Annotated in this window: 20 protein-coding genes; 2 read left to right on the forward strand and 18 right to left on the reverse strand. The window is 35.7% G+C overall.

All coding sequences use genetic code 11. The features are described from left to right. Positions 1-45: 45 nt before the first annotated feature. Entirely contained in the window at positions 46-477 is a 432-nt protein-coding gene (msrB, locus tag V179_RS0110835) for a peptide-methionine (R)-S-oxide reductase MsrB (RefSeq protein WP_028391458.1), read from the reverse strand. 1 nt (position 478) lies between these two features. Continuing rightward, positions 479-958: a peptide-methionine (S)-S-oxide reductase MsrA gene (gene msrA, locus V179_RS0110840; protein ID WP_051405017.1), complete on the reverse strand. Its 480-nt coding sequence runs from the start codon at positions 956-958 to the stop codon at positions 479-481. A 593-nt stretch (positions 959-1,551) separates the two neighbouring features. On the opposite strand from msrA, the gene V179_RS0110845 reads away from it, so the two are divergent. Further along, on the forward strand, positions 1,552-2,307 hold the full coding sequence (locus V179_RS0110845; protein ID WP_034301028.1) for a DUF4397 domain-containing protein: 756 nt from the start codon (positions 1,552-1,554) through the stop codon (positions 2,305-2,307). Between the two features lie 138 nt (positions 2,308-2,445). Here the strand turns inward: V179_RS0110845 and V179_RS0110850 are convergent, their stop codons facing one another. The 10 genes from V179_RS0110850 to V179_RS0110895 all read right to left on the reverse strand — a co-directional run bounded on the left by V179_RS0110850 (position 2,446) and on the right by V179_RS0110895 (position 11,114). Beyond that, on the reverse strand, positions 2,446-3,030 hold the full coding sequence (locus V179_RS0110850; protein ID WP_028391461.1) for a YpmS family protein: 585 nt from the start codon (positions 3,028-3,030) through the stop codon (positions 2,446-2,448). Positions 3,031-3,033: 3 nt separating this feature from the next. Continuing rightward, on the reverse strand, positions 3,034-3,867 hold the full coding sequence (locus V179_RS0110855) for an SGNH/GDSL hydrolase family protein (RefSeq protein WP_028391462.1): 834 nt from the start codon (positions 3,865-3,867) through the stop codon (positions 3,034-3,036). 209 nt (positions 3,868-4,076) lie between these two features. Further along, complete coding sequence (locus tag V179_RS0110860; protein ID WP_028391463.1) at positions 4,077-4,664, reverse strand: SCO family protein; 588 nt, start codon at positions 4,662-4,664, stop codon at positions 4,077-4,079. 147 nt (positions 4,665-4,811) lie between these two features. After that, on the reverse strand, positions 4,812-5,654 hold the full coding sequence (locus V179_RS0110865) for a DegV family protein (RefSeq protein ID WP_028391464.1): 843 nt from the start codon (positions 5,652-5,654) through the stop codon (positions 4,812-4,814). 262 nt (positions 5,655-5,916) lie between these two features. Beyond that, entirely contained in the window at positions 5,917-6,672 is a 756-nt protein-coding gene (gene tatC, locus V179_RS0110870; protein ID WP_028391465.1) for a twin-arginine translocase subunit TatC, read from the reverse strand. 314 nt (positions 6,673-6,986) lie between these two features. Further along, a complete protein-coding gene (locus tag V179_RS0110875; RefSeq protein ID WP_028391466.1) occupies positions 6,987-7,181 on the reverse strand; it encodes a twin-arginine translocase TatA/TatE family subunit in 195 nt (64 codons plus the stop codon). Positions 7,182-7,473: 292 nt separating this feature from the next. Next, a complete protein-coding gene (gene ilvA, locus V179_RS0110880; RefSeq protein ID WP_028391467.1) occupies positions 7,474-8,742 on the reverse strand; it encodes a threonine ammonia-lyase IlvA in 1,269 nt (422 codons plus the stop codon). Positions 8,743-8,961: 219 nt separating this feature from the next. After that, a complete protein-coding gene (locus V179_RS0110885) occupies positions 8,962-9,453 on the reverse strand; it encodes a dihydrofolate reductase (RefSeq protein WP_028391468.1) in 492 nt (163 codons plus the stop codon). Beyond that, positions 9,450-10,244, reverse strand: coding sequence for a thymidylate synthase (locus tag V179_RS0110890; protein WP_028391469.1), 795 nt, complete (start codon positions 10,242-10,244; stop codon positions 9,450-9,452). The genes V179_RS0110885 and V179_RS0110890 overlap by 4 nt, the downstream gene beginning before the upstream one ends. Positions 10,245-10,409: 165 nt before the next feature. Then, positions 10,410-11,114: an anthrax toxin lethal factor-related metalloendopeptidase gene (locus V179_RS0110895; protein WP_028391470.1), complete on the reverse strand. Its 705-nt coding sequence runs from the start codon at positions 11,112-11,114 to the stop codon at positions 10,410-10,412. A gap of 359 nt (positions 11,115-11,473) precedes the next feature. On the opposite strand from V179_RS0110895, the gene V179_RS0110900 reads away from it, so the two are divergent. Then, positions 11,474-11,716 (forward strand): hypothetical protein, encoded by a 243-nt coding sequence (locus tag V179_RS0110900; protein WP_028391471.1) that lies wholly within the window; start codon positions 11,474-11,476, stop codon positions 11,714-11,716. A 158-nt stretch (positions 11,717-11,874) separates the two neighbouring features. Here the strand turns inward: V179_RS0110900 and V179_RS0110905 are convergent, their stop codons facing one another. The 6 genes from V179_RS0110905 to V179_RS0110930 form a co-directional block, all read right to left on the reverse strand. Next, on the reverse strand, positions 11,875-12,630 hold the full coding sequence (locus tag V179_RS0110905; RefSeq protein ID WP_034301032.1) for a TerC family protein: 756 nt from the start codon (positions 12,628-12,630) through the stop codon (positions 11,875-11,877). A 350-nt stretch (positions 12,631-12,980) separates the two neighbouring features. After that, the gene (locus V179_RS0110910; protein ID WP_028391473.1) at positions 12,981-13,607 is read right to left on the reverse strand and encodes a YpjP family protein; all 627 of its coding nucleotides are present in this window, start codon (positions 13,605-13,607) and stop codon (positions 12,981-12,983) included. A 638-nt stretch (positions 13,608-14,245) separates the two neighbouring features. Next, the gene (locus V179_RS0110915) at positions 14,246-15,019 is read right to left on the reverse strand and encodes a class I SAM-dependent methyltransferase (protein WP_028391474.1); all 774 of its coding nucleotides are present in this window, start codon (positions 15,017-15,019) and stop codon (positions 14,246-14,248) included. Between the two features lie 93 nt (positions 15,020-15,112). After that, complete coding sequence (locus V179_RS0110920) at positions 15,113-15,550, reverse strand: BrxA/BrxB family bacilliredoxin (RefSeq protein ID WP_028391475.1); 438 nt, start codon at positions 15,548-15,550, stop codon at positions 15,113-15,115. Between the two features lie 290 nt (positions 15,551-15,840). Beyond that, a complete protein-coding gene (gene ilvD, locus V179_RS0110925) occupies positions 15,841-17,526 on the reverse strand; it encodes a dihydroxy-acid dehydratase (RefSeq protein WP_200868668.1) in 1,686 nt (561 codons plus the stop codon). Between the two features lie 420 nt (positions 17,527-17,946). Then, the gene (locus V179_RS0110930; protein ID WP_028391477.1) at positions 17,947-19,095 is read right to left on the reverse strand and encodes a conserved virulence factor C family protein; all 1,149 of its coding nucleotides are present in this window, start codon (positions 19,093-19,095) and stop codon (positions 17,947-17,949) included. Positions 19,096-19,105: the final 10 nt, after the last annotated feature.

Below are 19,105 nucleotides of genomic sequence, written 5' to 3' on the forward strand. Positions count from 1 at the left end.
ACTTATTATAATACTAAATGCGATAGTTTTGTATCATCAAATTAATTATCGAAATAAGTCTTTATATTGCCCATAGCCTTCTTTATCAAGATCAGCAACTGGTATGAATCTGAGGGAAGCTGAATTAATGCAATATCTTAATCCTTCAGGTCCCGGTCCGTCATCAAATACGTGACCGAGATGGGAATCCCCTGTTTTACTTCTTACTTCTGTTCTTCGCATTCCATAGCTCGTATCAACCTTCTCAATGATTTCCTGGTTTAATAGTGGCTTTGTAAAGCTTGGCCAGCCGCAGCCTGAGTCGTATTTTTCCTTCGAAGTAAATAAAGGTTTTCCAGAGACGATATCTACATATAACCCTTCCGCTTTATTATCCCAATATTCATTTCTAAAAGGTGGCTCAGTGCCATTATTTTGCGTGACTTCGTATTGTATAGGCGTTAATTTTTGTTTTAAATCATGATTTTGATTAGTCATTTTACTGCCCCCAATTCTGTTCAATAAATGTTTGCCGCCCTGATCCGATTCGGTAACGATTATAATGAGCTGGGTTTTTCTTATAATAATCTTGGTGATATTCTTCGGCAAGATAAAACGGTTTAGCCGGTAAAATAGGTGTAACAATTGGCTGTTTAAATCTTCCGCTATTTTGTAATTTTTCCTTAGAAGCTTCAGCTATTTGCTTTTGTTGCTCTGTATGATAAAAAATTGCAGTTTGGTAGGAACCACCGCGGTCGAAAAATTGTCCGCCAGCGTCTGTTGGATCAATTTGCTGCCAAAATAATTCAACTAATTGCTCGTATGGATACACGTTCGGGTCGTATGTAATCTGTACAGCCTCATAATGTCCAGTTGTTTCAGAACAAACTTCTTTATAAGTTGGATTTTCTGTATGACCGCCCGTGTAACCGGATAGAACAGATTCAATCCCCGGCTGTTCAGCAAATGGTTTAACCATGCACCAAAAGCATCCTCCTGCAAATGTAGCTCTTTGTAAATGATTCACCAACACTAACCTCCATTCAGCATGTAGATCAAGTTAATCTGTTAGTATGCGTAAAAATCGTATTCAATAAATTTTAACGCTTTTTGCCAGCTGTGTAAAATGAAAAGCTGTTTTACTCACAATCAACACATTATCCATTTCTCTTTTTAATATATTTTTTCTTATTATTCATCTTCTACTACTTCTTTTTCCCTCAAGTAAGGTGAGTTCTTTACTTTTTATAAGATCGTAATTGCTACCATACTAGTATTACCATTTCTATCGTCTTTATCAAGAAACAAGCTTTAGTGAGACGACCATTCTCCGTTTCCATCTGTTGAAATCGAAGACTAAGAATCGAAAAGTATCATTACTTTGATGCACCAAAACCACTTATTACCACAAGTTTTTTCTACTTCATCATTCATTTTCATAACTCATGTGAATTTGTGAGAATGGACGTATTATGTGATTTTCATATTTTAATTCTTCCCTTTTTTGTGACACCAGCCTAATTAGAATTGCATATGCTGTTTACGAAAGCTTTGAAAAAAGGAGAATAAACCATGTCGAATTCTAAAAAAAGTCGAAAAAACTATTTTATAAAAGCTCAGAAGTATGATTTATTAGCCAGCCATTATAAATACATTGACCCAAACTTGCATGTTTATTATTACCACAAACATTTAACAGCTTTGAATAATGCTTTTGAGGTGATGCGTGCAGAAGATTTATATAGAAAGAGTCCAAGCAGAGTAAGAATTCTTCACGCAGCAACAAATGCAGGAAATGTCGATGTGTATGTAAATGAAACAAGAATATTGCAGAACAGTCCATATAAAACAATTAGTGACTATTTACCATTAATTGCGGGGAAATATCAAATAGATATCTATCCAACTGGTCAGCTTTCTTCAACCATTCTAAGTCAGAAAATTCAAGTTGAGCCAGGAAAGTTATATACATTAGCTGTAAGTGGTCTGGATAAGTCGATGCGACTCATCGCTCATGAAGACCTTCCATCTGTTCCTAATAGCGAATCCAAAGTTCGGCTGATCCATTTGGCTTCAGATAGCCCTGCTCTCGATTTAGCGGTAAAAGATGGAGATGTAGTATTTCAAAATGTACCGTACAGAAAAGCAACAAATTATCTGGGAATTACACCTATGAGTATTGACCTTGAAACTAGAGTTTCTGGTACGAAACAAAGCGTGCTTTCCATTCCTCATGCTGCATTCAGTGACAATAGGGCCTATACCATCTATATAATCGGTTTACAGGATGCAGAGCCTGGGTTGGAAGCTTTATTCGTTTTACCTTAACATTGCTTTCGTATCAATTATATTCAACTCTGTTGCCTAACACATAATAAAAGGGTCAGATCCTACATCTACTATTTATCGTTTACATGATGTGTAACTGTCACGTCCAACGATGTGTAGAATGTAGATCTGACCCTTTTAAGGTTGTAACGAAGGGACTGTTAATACAAAGGAAATTTTATCATTTTTTAAATCAAATTCTTTTGCTTTCACATGAACATCACTTTTCAACTCCATATTTTGTAACGATACATATATCTGTTCCTTATCCGGCTGTATCGTGACCCATTCTGGTGTTTTATATTGACGATTAATGAAAGTCAATACATAGGAAACAGGTAAATTGAGTTGGCCAACTGAAATCGACTCTTGTTTTAGCACAACATCGCCGTTACTTTGAGCTTCTGGAACAAATGTCAGCTTTAATTCTATATCTCTCCCAAAAAATGGCATGGTTCCGTAAAGTTCAACAACGTCTGATAAATGGACATCATAATGGACAGGTCCAGCCAATCCTTCTTTCTCAATATATTGAGAAATTAACGTATTTAAATCATCTCGATTCGTATTAATGACAAATGAAACACCTTGATCTTTACGATCTATTTTTGCTATTTCCTCATCTTTTGCAGGTAAATTAATTAGTATAATGACAGTTACTAGCACAATAATATTTATGGCCAATAAACTTAAAAATAAGTATTTCCAACTTGCTTTAGACATTAATTATTCTTCATCCCCTTTTGTACTCGTCTCAATGGAATCTCTTCCTAAAGTTTCAATATGCATTTCTTGATAGATTCTGTCTGCAATCAACTCATACCCTCGATTATTTGGATGAAAATGGTCCTCTGTAAATAATAAATTCTCTGCCGTATTCTCAAATAAATCACCAATTTCAATGAAATACGCGTTATCATATCCCTCAACAATTGTTCGTCCGCTGCGATTCCATTGGTCCATGATTATATCCAATTCTTGAAAGGCACTTAATACTTTGGTAAAAGGATTGTATACACCTACTAAATAAATTTGCGCATGCTCATTGTTTGAGCGAACTTTTTTTAAAATTTGTTCCAATCTTTTTTCATACCCTATTCTTGCTTTTTCAAATTGCTCCATTTTCAAATCGATTATATTTTGGCGGAATACCCGCATGATATCATTGCCACCGATCGTAATTACAATTGCATCTGCCTTTTTAATATTGGCAATCACAGTTTTTTCTTTCATGCGCTTCAATAACTGGTCAGTTCGATTGCCTTTTACGCCATGATTTACAAAATTCACAGACGTAATCGTTGGTTCTTTTTCTAGCAGTTGTCGTAAATAGGGTAAATAACCACCTTTGTCAGTAGTGTCGCCTACACCTTGTGTCAAAGAATCCCCTAAAGATACGATTTCTATTGGATCAGGAAAAAAAGTGGCAGGAATCGCATCCTTTTTTTTTAACCCAAGTTCGTTTTCTTGTTGTGATGGATGATTTGAAACTGTTCGAATGTTTGAACATGAAGTAAGAATTAACAGTCCAATCAATAGACAGGATATTTTTTTCTTCATATGTATCACCGTCCTAAAAAAAAGGTCTTTCACTATTATATCACGTACACTTAATAAAAATCGTAATTCCATAATTTGAGATACCTTACAACAAAAAAGAATATCCCTTTGCAAAAGCCCCAAACCAACGCCTACTATAAACCGTTTAGTGTATGAAACACTGTAAACAATAAATTAGTGCGTGGTCAGATCTTTTAGGGACATCCACATCATTTTTGTAAAATTTTAATATCATTCAGTATTTCTTCAAACGGAACATCACTCACGCCTGAATAATCTTTGACAATTTGTCCTTCTTTATTAATTAAATAAAACTTTGTGCCATGGATAACTTGATCATTATTGGCTGGTTTTTGAACGATTGTTTTAAAATTCTTTTTAGCAAACTCTTCAATTTCCTGCTGCGTATAGCCCGTTAGGAAATGCCATGAGGATAAATCAGCATTAAATCGCTGTCCATACTCTTTCAACGCAGCTGGTGTATCTAACTCAGGATCTACAGAGAAAGAAACAATTTCTACATTGGAGATGCCATTCTCCTTAAGCATCGTTTGAAATTCAGCCAAATTACTCGTCATAGGTAAACAAACCGTTGTACAGTTCGTAAACACGAAATCAGCAAGCCAAACTTTGCCCTTTAAGTCACTTTTTGAAAACTCTTTGTTATTATGATCCGTGAAAGTAAACTCCTCAAGATCCCAATTATACCCGTTTTTAATCCCTTGTGAACCGCATGCGGATAATAACAAAACAGACATAATTCCAACGAACAATATTATGTTTTGCCACCTTTTCATTTTTTTACCGCCTTTATTTGTATATGATAATTATATTATTTTAACAGAGGGTGTAAGCTGTATAAAGAAATTTGCATTCAAGTTATAAATTTTATGAGCCTTTTCACAAAAAGTAACATCTAACTACTTTTACAGTATTTTCATTATTTATTCCCAATGATACATCACTCCCATAGCCCCTTCTCCCGTGTGGGTACTTACAACAGACGATGTACCTTCAATTTTTATCTCGGATAAACCGCTGATTTCGGCTAATGCCGTTCTAATCTTTGAAGCGATTTCATATCCATTCACATGAACAATGGCAATTCCCATAATTCTCTTATCCTTTAAATCTTCTTTATATTTATTCAAGACAAATTTAACAATTTGAGATTGACTCCTTGCTTTTGAGACAGGATGAAGTACGCCACCCTCTAAAATTGCAATTGGTTTAATATTAAGTAACGATCCAATCATAGCAGACACTTTACCAATTCGTCCGCCTTTCACTAAATTCTCTAATGTATCAATAGAAATAATCAATCTTGATTGAGATTGAATTTCATTAATTCTTTCCAAAATTTCAGTAACACTTTTTCCTTCTTTTGCCATTTTAGCAGCTTCAATTACTTGAAATGATAATGCCTTTGAAATGTATTTTGAATCAAATACAGTAACATTAGATTGAGACATTATCGCTGCACTTTCAGCAGATTGGACAGTACCACTCATGCCACCTGTCATATGAATAGCAATAATTTCGCTTCCGTCTTCTCCAAGTCTATCAAATACTTCTAAAAAAGCGCCTGTCGATGGCTGCGAGCTTTTCGGAAGCTCCTTAGCATCCTTCATTTTTATTAAAAACTCTTCTTGCTCCAATTCGATCTTATCTAAATAGATCCTGTCATCTATTGAAACCGATAACGGTACCATTTCAATTCCATATCGTTTAATTTCCTCTTGCGTCATATCAACAGTCGAATCTGTTACAATCTTCACATTCCCCATCACTACACATCCCAATCTCAACAATTCTCTTAATTATACATGGTTAAAACAATCATTCAAACATAATACTCAATATTTCGAGCAATTTTGACAAAGTTTGAAAGTTGGACACATTTATAGCCAACGGGGAATATGATTAAAAAAAAATGCTGCCCTTGATTGAATTGAATCGTAGGCTAGATCTTCCCCTACTACTTCATCCAAACATAAGACAGCATCGTATAATTTTATGCGTATATTAGTGAAATATTTGTTATTGTTATCAATCTAAACCTTCTTCTTCCGGTAATTCCTCTTGTAAGAACGCATCTCTCTTTTGCTTCCGTTTGTACACAAATTTTGATAATGAGATACTGATTTCATATAACAGCAACAATGGTATCGTCACAAGAAAATCTGAGACAAAATCTGGTGGGGTAATACATATCGCAATAACGACCAAGACAAAATAGGCGTATTTTCTCAGCTTTTGCAAAACATATGGATTAACTATTCCAATTGAAGTTAAAAACATCGTCACAACAGGAAGTTCGAAAAGAATCCCAAACGGTAAAGTCATATTAAGTAGAAATTGAAAATATTTATCAGCGGTAAAATTGGTTACAAACATTCCATTACTTAAACCGAGTAAGAAATCCAATACCATTGGGAAAATAATGAGATACCCAAATGCTAGTCCACCAACAAATAACAGAAAAAGTGCTGGGATATAAGATAATGTTACTTTTATTTCTATTGGCAATAACGCAGGTTTTACAAATAACCATAATTGAAAAGCAAACACTGGTATTGTTGCTGCTACCGAAACAACAGTTGCAAGCATGAAATAAATCCAAAGGATATCACTAGGTCCCAATACCATTAGTTTTTCATCAAAATCTTTAACAAGCCATTGATATATATCTTCAACGTAGATAAATCCTACAATAAAAAAGAGGATAAAGGAAATTACTGTAATAATTAAACGTTTACGTAGCTCTTCTAAATGGGCAATTACGTTTTGTTCTTGATCTACCAAATCTATCACGCTCTCTATAAAAAATACGAAGATTATCGAATTTTCTTCATTATTCCTGTTTATTGTAAGAATTCACATCGACAGTGATTTTATCCCGCCTTAATTGTCAGTAAGACATCCACCTCAAGGCATGAGGAATCGAAGTAACGGAGGTAATAGTGACACTAGAACGGAACTATCAATCAGTGGGTGATGAAACCCCACTGATTTATGTTTCACTCTTTAGTGTTACATTTACATAGTTTGAACTATATATTGTAGTTATATAGTCTGACGCTTCCGTTATATGACATCTTACTCTTACATTCAGATACTTATTTTACAGAATTATTCTTTTTTTCATCTTTTTCTTCAAAGACATCATTTGTCAATTCACGGGTTGAACTTTTAAACTCACGTAAAGTTTGACCGAACGCCCGTCCAATTTCAGGTAATTTCTTCGGACCAAAAATGATAAGTGCGAGCACTAAAATCAAAATTAATCCTGGTACCCCTATATTTGAAAACATAGTAACACCCCTCCTGTTCATTCTTCAATAAAACAACCCATTCGAATTAAATAGTATCTCACTTGACATAACTTGCTTAGAATACTTTTAACATGACCCAAAAAAGTCGATTTATCCCTTGTAATTTTACCTTATCCCTGTAATTAATTCCAGTTTTATTAAAAAAAGTGGGTGTGCATAACTAAAGGATCAGATCCCAATCAACTAAATACAGTTCTAGTAAAGTGTAAGTAACACGATAAACTGTGTGATGAGTGGGTCTGACCCTATTTTGCATCTCGTTCTATAAATATTAAATCAGCAAAGAAAATAAATTACTGTCTTTATTTACTTCCACATATGGAAATCCTTTTTTGCTCATGCGCTCAATCAAGGGGCCATAATCCTGCCTATTTTTCAGCTCGATTCCAACAAGAGCAGGTCCCTGTTCTTTGTTATTTTTTTTCGTATATTCAAATCTAGAAATATCATCATTAGGACCGAGTACTTCATCTAGAAATTCACGTAAAGCTCCAGCTCGTTGAGGGAAATTAACTATGAAATAATAAAGTAATCCTTCATATAAAAGCGATTTTTCTTTTATCTCTTGCATACGACCAATATCATTATTGCCCCCACTAATGACACAAACGATGGTTTTCCCTTTGATTTCATCCCGATAAAAATCAAGTGCTGCAACAGTCAACGCTCCTGCAGGTTCGGCAATAATCGCATGTTCATTATATAAGTCAAGAATAGTTGTGCAAACTTTTCCTTCAGGGACCTTAATGATATCATCCACATGTTCCTGACAGAGATCAAATGTTTTTTGTCCTACACATTTAACTGCTGCTCCATCCACAAACGTGTCAATATCTAGTAAAGCCTCTACTTCACCTTTTAATAAAGATTGTTTCATAGAAGCAGCACCTTCTGGTTCGACACCAATGCAAGATGTTTCTGGTGATACTGATTTGAAATATGTCGATATCCCAGATACTAGGCCTCCTCCGCCTATTCCTGCAAGTACATAATCTATCTTTTCATCACAATCATTTAAAATTTCAATGGCTACTGTCCCTTGACCAGCGATGACCAGTTCGTCATCGAAAGGATGGATAAAAGTCCTGTTTTCTGCTTCCATGCATCTCTCCGCTTCATAAAAAGCGTCATCAAATGAATCGCCTACTAATACAATTTCAATTTTGTCTTTACCAAATAGCTGAACTTGGTCAACTTTTTGCCGAGGAGTTGTCGCAGGCATGTAGATTTTCCCTGAAATCCCCAACTGACTACACGCAAATGCAACCCCTTGCGCATGATTGCCCGCGCTTGCACAGACAACTCCATTCCTTGTTTCTTCTTCAGACAGCTTTTTCATTTTATAATATGCTCCCCTAAGCTTAAAAGAGCGCACATGCTGTAAATCTTCTCGCTTTAAGTAAACATTACATCCATACTTCTCAGATAATCTTTCGTTCCTTTGCAGCGGCGTATGTGCAACGATATCTTTAAGCTCCTGGTAAGCAACTAAGATATCTTCAACTTGGACCCATTTTCTTGTTGATGTTATTTGGCTCATGTAATACCCTCTTTTCAATTCACTAGATAATTTGTCAATTATATCACTAATTAAAAATAAATCAACAGATTTTTCAGATATTTCACCTTATTTGCATCTAATAGAAAACTCCAAAAAATTGAGATGAATGACTCAATATTAATCCGATACTTCAATCATCGATATGAATTAAGACAGCGAGTACTACATTTTTCTATAAATGAAGTACTCCGATTCTGCCTAGTTCTCGATTCGTTCTAATACCACAAATTCATGAGGATACTTGTTCTTTTCATCGATGGTACCAGTCGTTCTAGAAATCAACTGCCATTTTGACATATTTAATTCAGGGAAATACGTATCACCAGCAAATGAATGATGAATTTCAGTTATATATAACCGCTTGCAGTTAGCAAGTAATTGCTGAAAGATTTCTGCTCCGCCAATTACGAACACTTCTTTATCCGAGGTATCCGCATATGCAACAGCTTCTTTCAAATTAGAAATAACGGTTACACCTTCTTTTTGATAATCCGTATTCCGGGTCAAGATGATGTTCTCTCTACCAGGCAAAGGTTTGCCAATAGACTCATACGTTTTTCTCCCCATCAAAATCGGATGTCCCATCGTCACCTTTTTAAAATATTGCAGATCCGCCGGTAAATACCAAGGCAGTGTATTGTCCTTACCAATTAATCGATTGTCATCCATTGCCAAAATAAAAGATATCATACACTCACTTCCCCTTTAATATGTGGATGTGCTTCATAGTTTTCCAATTCAAAATCTTCATATTTAAAATCGAAAATACTTTTTACTTTTTGATTAATTTTCATAACTGGTAATGGATATGGTTCTCTAGTTAGCTGGAGATTAATCTGTTCAACGTGATTGTCATAAATATGAACATCTCCAAATGTATGAATAAATTCTCCATACTCTAAGTCACAAACTTGCGCAATCATCATTGTTAGTAGAGCATATGATGCGATATTGAATGGCACACCTAAGAATACGTCAGCAGATCGTTGGTATAGCTGACATGATAATTTTCCATCCCGAACATAAAACTGAAACATCGCATGACACGGCGGTAATGCCATTTTTTCTATTTCGCCAACATTCCAAGCATTAATTATCAATCGACGTGAATCAGGATTTTTTTTAATCTGCTCAATCAATTGTGAAATTTGATCAATTTGTCTGCCATCAGCTGTTCCCCATGAACGCCACTGATGGCCATAAATAGGACCGAGCTCACCTTTGTCATCCGCCCATTCATTCCAAATACGAACACCATTATCTTGCAAATACTTAACATTCGTATCACCTTGTAAAAACCACAGTAATTCATGAATGATTGCCTTTAAGCTTAGTTTTTTAGTCGTAAGGACAGGAAAACCTTCTTGTAGATCAAATCTCATCTGATAGCCAAAGGTACTAATTGTACCTGTCCCCGTTCTATCGCTTTTCTTTGTTCCGTTTTCAAGCACATGTTTACACAAATCCAAATATTGCTTCATTAAATTAAACCACCTTTTTTCAGTCACACACAATTTATATAGGTAATAACCCCTTAATTTCCTTTTTATAATACTACAATTATTCTACTTACAAACCAATTATCGCAAAAGAATTAATTTAATAAGCGTAGTGTTTAATTTATTTCGTAGTTTTAGTTTTTCTTATTAATTAAGCTGTTTAATAAATGAATAAGTACGTGGCGCCTTTTCTTTTAGCACTTTATTAGAAACCGAATTCGCATAGAACATCGCATATGTTTCGGCAAAATATTCTTCTGGATATGTAGAATAATAAGCTTTGTCAGGAAAAAGTCCGCTTACTTCTTGCTCCCAAATTATTAAAAATAGATTATTATCACGAATTCCATTATACGCGAATGTATCGATCGTATGCGCTAATTCGTGAAGCTCAAGATTAATCGAACCGTGTCCGTTTCCCGATTCCGTTGCACCAATTTTCACAAAGACAATACGATTTCCTCCCATTCCAGGCACATCATCCCAAGTTGTCTGATTATTTTTATAACCTCTTGGCTTTACTCCTCTTAAGTGCATCGTATGTGGATCATCTGTCAAGCGACCTGTGAATAACTTAATTTTAACATTTTTATCTACTAACTTTTGAATTGTAGCGGGAGGAAGTTTACTAATTTGTTCAACACTGTGAACCGCTTCTTCTACATTAAAGGATTGTTCAGGGAATAAAAAAAGACGTTCTAAATTTGTATTTTCCTGCCATACTTTTGTTAATTTTAGGCTATGGCCTTTTGGAAATGCACCAACACTTAAACCTTCAGTTTCAACAAAGCTAAATGAAGAAAGAATGAAGAATAGAAGGAGGCATAAGATTATAGAAAATGTTCTTTTCATATATAGCACCACCATTCGTTATACTAGTTTCAAAAACTATCACATTATATTATTGAAGTATAACATACTATGAATCCTTTAAACTGTCGAAAATATTTGGAAATGAACTTGAAATTACAATCAGTACGGGTTCTTCATTCCCATCTAATTGTTGAACCAATTGGATCTTTTCAGGCAGTTTGTCCCCTACCTCTCTTCTTAGTTCCTGATCAGCTTTTTGTAGGGTTTTACTGCCTGTTAAGTGGTGAAAAAAAGTGGTACGTGGTATGAAGGAGAAGATTTTCAAAGAATTTATAAGTAACACTTCAGTAGCTTTGAACATATACAAGAAGTAACTGGATGAATGCTAGGTGATTATATTGAGACGTGTTAATAAGCAGGAGCTATTAAGACTTCACCCTGAACTTGCAGATGAAGTGCTTGATGTATTTAATCTTGAGGTTTTCATATATCTTGACCTTGTCATATTTTCAATCTTTTTAGGACTTCTTTTACACCCTTTAATCCAATCATTTTTATGGTCCATTTTTATCCCATTATTTTTCTTTATCTTCTTTTTCATTGTGTTTCAAATCATTAAACGAAAATTCCCTGATAGTTAAAAACTACTCTATTTCCTTCAAAACGAGAAAAGGCTGTCACCAAAAGAAAACGATCAGAACCCCACAATTTACTTAAGAACGTTTATTTGGTCGTGTGATTAATTCAATAAACGGTCTAATAATTGTAAGGTCTGACCCTTTTGGACAGCCTTTTTCACTTAATCTTTTATATGTCGTAAATTACGGTAATGAATAACAAAGGTAATCGCAAATGTGATGACTATCATGGAGAAAAACATTGCATGTGGAATCTCAATCTGAATAACAGAAAGATACATTTTAATGGAGATAATGGCAATCAAAACATATGCAGCCGTCTCCAGTTCAGGTACTTTATCAATTAGCTTAAGGAATACACCCGCAATGCCACGCATCATTAACACTCCAAGCATACCACCAATCAACAACACCCATACTTTTTCACTGACACCAAATGCAGCGAGAACACTATCCACCGAAAACGCGATATCCATTAATTCAACAGCAACGACCGTTCCCCATAAATTTCCAAACATCCTAATAAGAATACTTTCTTTAGACATTCCTTTTGATTCTTCTTCACCATTCTCATTTTGTTTCGTTTTATCTATAAAATACTTTATGGCGAGCCATGCAAGATATGTTGCTCCCAATACTTTTACCCACCATAGATGAATTAAATAAACACCGAGTCCAATCGCAATGAAACGGAATGCATATGCACCAAGTAATCCATAGAAAAGTGCCTTTTTTCTTTGTTTAGTAGGTAGATGGCGAACCATAACAGCGAGAACTAATGCATTATCTGCTGACAACAAACCTTCAAGTAAAATCAGTGTTCCAATTAACCCCCAGCTCACTGGGTCTGACAATACTTTTGCCCACATTTCCCAATCAAAAAATTGAGCGTACGTGTTCATAATGCTTGTTAACATATTATCCCGGCTTTCTTGTAAAATAAAAGTTCCTCATTTATTAAAAAACCTAAGCTTCAGTAAAGGAACTTCGAAACCAAACTGAATCAAGAGTGATCTTTTCGAATAAGAATGATCGGCTTAAATTAGGGAATTGGACGTATTCGCTCGTTCAAAACATCCTAAAAAAACATTTACATCATTCTTTTAAAAATGAAAAATGCGCTAATAGCAGCGCATTCAGTTTGACCATATAGATAGCATACGCCTATAAAATTCATATTTCAAATGTTTATATTCATTCTAGCAAAATTATTGTTAATCTTAAATCGGTGGGGGTTTTACTGCCCGCTATTATGGGATAAGCATCTTCAAGAAAAATAAGTTTGCTCCGACCATTTCGGAGGTGTATTTTTATCCCAATAAATTTTACCTAAAGCATAGTGTGTAGCGAATTCATCATGATACGTATGATAGTGAAAATTGAACCAATATCCTTCTTGCGGTGGATTCTCTTGTCTAACATGAAAACGAATAATATCTTTTCCAGTATTTTCGTTATAAAGGTGAAAAATCTTCTCACTTCGTCCTGAAGAAGGTCCTTTAGATATAGTTAACTGAACAAGCTCTTCATCAGGGAAGTTTACTGCCATTTGTGTAATGGCCTCTTCAATTTTTGGTAAAACAGCAAATTTAAATTCATCTTCAATCTTCGGACCAATCTTTTCACCGAATTTCGTAAAGGCATGTTCCTCGGCCTTTGTCATGATCGATTCAATAAACTCACTTCGGTCAAATATACTTGGTGATATCGAGTCATCAGCTGATTCGATTAAGGAATAGCTTGTACTTTCCGTTTCTTCAAAAATATTTTTCTTTGGGTGTTTATTCGGATGTGCTTCAGTAAGCCAGGATATATCAGAAGGAGAAACCATTCCGAATGTTAGAACAGTTACTAATACAACTAAGCTTTTCTTCAACCATTTCGATTTCTTCATGATGATTTCCCACCTCCTTCACGTATCAATGAAGTTACAAAAAGTATTATTTCCTGCCTTTATTAGCTATTCACGTCAATTTTCAGTTATCGGCATACATGACTAGCCATTTGTATAATCTAATTTCTAGTATACGGGATTTCTTAGGAAATTACGAAAAAAATGTATGCTAAATTTCATTTTGATGGCATGTTTGTCTATAATAAAGAATGACCATTTTTTTATTGTGTAAAAGAAAATGAAGGATTTTGCATACCTGATGTAGAACTATATATTGTAATCCATTGTTTTGTAAAGGAGGAATTCACCTATGGAAGCGTCAGCACTTTTGATACTCGTCGTAATTTCACTTGTTTATTTCATTTATGAAGCGATTGCCGATTGATCAACGGGAAGACTATGTATAAAACTATTCCAATTCTTCTTTTGTTCTAATCTGAAAAAAGAAGTGGTTTTTGTTATTTTAATAGCCTGATCCTAGAGGATAAGTAGTCGCTATAACTCTACATACAATGTTATTAATGTATTATTAACACGATATACTAGGTCAGGCCCTTTTTAAGTATTCTCTTGCTTTTTCAATTGACTGAAATTCAAACTTGAAGAAACTCGTCTTAAAGAGCAACGACGAGTTTCTTTTATAATTGAATATACCCATAATGAAATAATGAGGTTTTCCTTTTGATTGTTGTGAACCCCAATTTCTCAAATCGTTTGCTTCTGAAATGATCCTTTAGCACGACTCGATTTTTCGCAACGCGCTTTGCCTGCTCAATTGTTTCTAGTTGTAAATCATTATAGGATGCAAATTGTGCCAACCCATTTATACCTTCTGATTCTTCAATACGCTCTTCAAACATCGGATCAAAGTACACCACATCGAAGCTGTTATCTGGAAGCTTTTTTAAAACCTCATGATGATTACCTGTTTCAATCTGAATTCTTTTCATTGCAGCATCCATAAGTTCGATCCCACTTTCCCACTGCAATAGTCCTTCTTTAACAATAAAGGAGATGATCGAATTTTCTTCAATCGCTCTAATTTCCCCACAAGCACCTGAGACGTAACTCGCAATAATGGCATCTGAACCTAATCCGAGTGTACAGTCGAGAATAGAAGACCCTTTTTCAATTCTAGCAGCTGTTATATACGGATCATCTTCGCCGTTCATCATTCGTTTGATACGAATCATTGCAATATTCGGATGAAAAAAGAAAGGTGAACCCCCAGAAATTGTATGAAGTTCAAGTTTGTTTTTCCCGACAACCAAACAGTCCATCCCATAATCTTGATGCATTCTATTTAAAGACCGTTTATTCCTCTTGTAAAACGGTAGTGAAAATTGAGCGGCAATACTTTTAGCTCGTTCAGTATGTATTTCATCAGTGCGTCCAGCTGTTGTGACAAACATGATTGCTCTCCTTTTAGTCAACTAAATAGCAGTAGAGACTTATCTAAAAGGACAAGCCCTTTAGAGATAAGTCTCTACATGCTTAATAATAGCTTATTTCATTTCTTCAAATGCTGTGAGAAGATTCTCCATTACCGCTTCCATCGGAAACCCTTCTATATCATGACGTGGAATGAAGTGAATCACTTCTTTTCCTTTTAATAAAGCCATAGACGGGGATGATGGTTCATATCCTGTGAAATATTCACGCATTTTTGCCGTAGCGTCTTTATCTTGGCCTGCAAACACTGTAACGATATGATCTGGTTTGTTAGCCGAATTTAATACTGCTTGAGTTGCTGCTGGGCGGGCTATTCCTGCTGCACATCCGCATACCGAATTCACTACAACAAGAGTTGTTTCATCTTTTACTGTATTCATAAAGTTGTCTACTTCCTCAGCAGTAGTAATTTCCGTAAACCCCGCTTGAACAAGCTCTGCTCGCATTGGTTTTACCATTTGTTTCATATATTCTTCATATGCCATTGACATAGGTAGTTGCCTCCTTTATTTTCCGATACACCATAAGAATACTATACATATTAACAAATATGCAAAAAAGTGAATCGTCTATAATACGTTTAAGTTAGATAATCCGCTCATTTTTTCAAAATAGTTAACCGACTGCTCCACTACTTCTTGAATAGGTTTGAATTTTACAATTCCAAATTAAAAAGGGCCAGGCCCAACTCTTATTAGAAAATTCGTGTCTAAACACTTTCTTCTAATTTAGAGTGTGAACTCCGACCCTTCTTTAACAAGTGTAGATTAACTTCATCTGCTTAGATTTTTAATACGCCACCTGTGTTAGCACTTGTAACGAGCTTAGAGTAGCGTGCTAAATAACCAGTTTTTACTTTTGGTTCAAAACCTCGCCAATTTGCTTTACGTTTTTCAAATTCTTCATCTGAAATTTCTAATTGGATTGTACGATTATTTAAATCTAATTCGATAATATCGCCGTTTTCTACAAATGCAATTGGACCACCTTCTGCAGCTTCTGGAGAAATATGACCAATTGAAATTCCTCTTGATGCACCTGAGAAACGACCATCAGTAATAAGACCAACTTTAGCGCCAAGACCTCTGCCGACAATTTGCGAAGTAGGTGCTAACATCTCAGGCATTCCTGGCCCACCTTTAGGTCCTTCATAACGGATCACGACAACATGTCCTTCTTTTACTTTACCAGTGATGATTCCAGAAAGGGCATCTTCTTGAGAATCGAAGCAGATTGCTGGACCTCTATGATAGCCGCCTACTGCTGGATCGACAGCTCCAACTTTAATAACTGAACCATTTGGCGCTAAGTTACCGAATAATACAGCAAGGCCGCCTCGCTCAGAATAAGGATTGTCTAATGGACGAATAACATTTTTGTCCAAGATTTCAGCCCCAGCAACATTTTCACGTAATGTTTTACCAGATACAGTTAGGCAATCACCATTGATTGCACCCGGCTTTTTAAGAATCTCATTGATGATGGCACTAACGCCTCCTGCGTTATGAACATCTTCAATGTGATAATCTGATGCAGGAGCGATTTTTGCAAGATGAGGTACACGACTTGCAATTTCATTGATACGTTCTAATGAATACTCAATTCCAGCTTCATGTGCTAATGCAAGTGTATGAAGTACTGTGTTTGTTGAACCACCCATCGCCATGTCCAACGCAAATGCATTATCAATTGCATCGATTGTTACGATATCACGTGGTTTAATATCCTTTTTGATAAGCTCCATTAATTGCGTAGCTGAGCGTTTAACAAACTCTTTACGTTCGGGAGCTACAGCTAAAATTGTACCATTACCAGGTAGGGCAAGACCAAGACCTTCTGCCAAGCAGTTCATGGAGTTTGCAGTAAACATACCAGAACAAGAACCACATGTAGGACAAGCAAATTGCTCAATCTCTTGTAATTTTGCTTCATCAATTTTACCAGCTTGGTAAGCTCCAACCCCTTCAAAAACAGAGTTTAAGTTAAGTGGGTTACCATCTTTATCCACACCAGCTTTCATTGGTCCACCGCTAACAAACATTGTTGGAATATTGACACGAAGTGCCGCCATCATCATCCCAGGCGTAATTTTGTCACAGTTAGGAATACAAACCATTCCATCGAACCAATGCGCAGAAACAACAGTTTCAATTGAATCAGCAATAATCTCACGACTTGGCAATGAATAGCGCATACCAATATGCCCCATTGCAATTCCATCATCAACCCCGATTGTATTGAATTCAAAAGGTACGCCGCCCGCTTCGCGAATCGCTTCCTTTACAATTTTTCCAAATTCCTGCAAATGTACATGACCTGGAACAATATCGATATAAGAGTTACAAACTGCGATAAACGGCTTTCCGAAATCTTCTTCTTTAACGCCGGCTGCACGTAACAAACTACGGTGTGGAGCTCGGTCGATACCTTGTGTAATCATGTCACTTCTCATTTTTGGCGTAGACATTGCTGAAAGACCCCCAATTTATTATGTTATGTGAATAAATAAGATTATTTATTATTATCCAAAAATTCTAACATAAAAGCCAAGAAAAGAAAATGAAAAAAACTCAAATAATATCGAAATATGGCTATTCCATACAAAACTCCACCATTTACTATGAAGGTTCCAGCCTGTAGCACACTACACACACCTAATCACAATCGTGGCGGTGCGTAGCCGATTTTGGATGCATTCTTTATAAAAATTAAGTATACCCGCTAAGTAGATTGGCTATATTAGTAAGTCACGAAGCCCCGTCCACATATCCTTCATACAAAAAGGTCAGATCCCACATCGACTATATTGTTTATTTGACGTGTATATGACACAATAAACATCTATAGTGTGTGAGGTCTGACCCTCTAAAACATCCTCTGTTTACCCTTATTTTTCGCTATTTTCTACTTCCGTAAGTCGCGCATCTGTCATTTGCTTCCAAACGGACCCTTTCGCTTCTTCCCCATTTTCAATTCGGTCAATAGCCATTTTTATTTGCAAAGCCACTTCGAATTCTGAATCTTTTTCCGCTTCTTTTAAAGCAGATAATACGCTTTTATCACCAGATTCATAGAGGAACATTGCAGCACGCCATCTAACAATTTTACTTTTATCTTTTAAGGCAGATGCCATTTCCGTCATCGCTTCCGCAAATCCGAGATCAGATAAGCAATCACCAGCCGTTCTTCTCACAGCAGGATTTTTATCATTTAAGCCCATATATAGTGCAGGTAATACTTTTCGATCTTCAATCATTCCTAGTAATACGACCGCTTCTCTACGTACAGAAACTTTACTGTCTGACAAAGCTTTTTTTAACAATGGAATATCCTCAATTGTCGGATCTTCCATTTGCTCAAGTGCCTGATAGCGTTTTTCCCAATTTTCATCCTCAAGCATTTCTGCGGTAAGCTTAATTTTAGTCCGTTTTACTAGTTCTTTTTTATTGTCGTTCTCTTGCTTAGCCGCAGCTACAAGTTCATTTATCCGTTCTGGCGGATACGCAGCTATAAGTTCCTCAGATACTTCTGCACCAATTGCATCCATATCTCCGTATCTGACACCATAGTCTTTCCATTTTCTTAGCAAAACAACATTATCATCTTGTTTCTGTGCTGCTTGAACAGCTTGGGCAAAAGAATCCGGAAGAGCATAGCGCTTTTCACTATTTCCGTCGTTTAGCTTGATTTGATATGGTAATCCTTTGAAATGTAAAATCGAAACATTGACTTCTCCATAATGATCGAGAATAGTCGATCCCACTTCTTCATTTCTTGTATCTTCACCGAATACTTGGCGAACTTTAATCAAGATTTCTTGCCAATCAAATTTACCATTTCGTTCAATGGCTAAAAAATCGGCAACATGATAAACACCCTTCACACCATCGATATATAAAATTTCTCTGATTAAAGATGGCGCTTTTTCAGCTTCCTCTTTTTTATAGTTATTGCTTATACCAGCTGGTAGCTCTTCGGCCAAGTTAATTTTCATTGTGTTTGGACTTGGTGTAGGTTCAATCGATATAATATTCATACGTTCGCTC

Source organism: Bacillus cihuensis (assembly GCF_000504145.1).
Lineage (GTDB): Bacteria > Bacillota > Bacilli > Bacillales > DSM-1321 > Peribacillus > Peribacillus huizhouensis.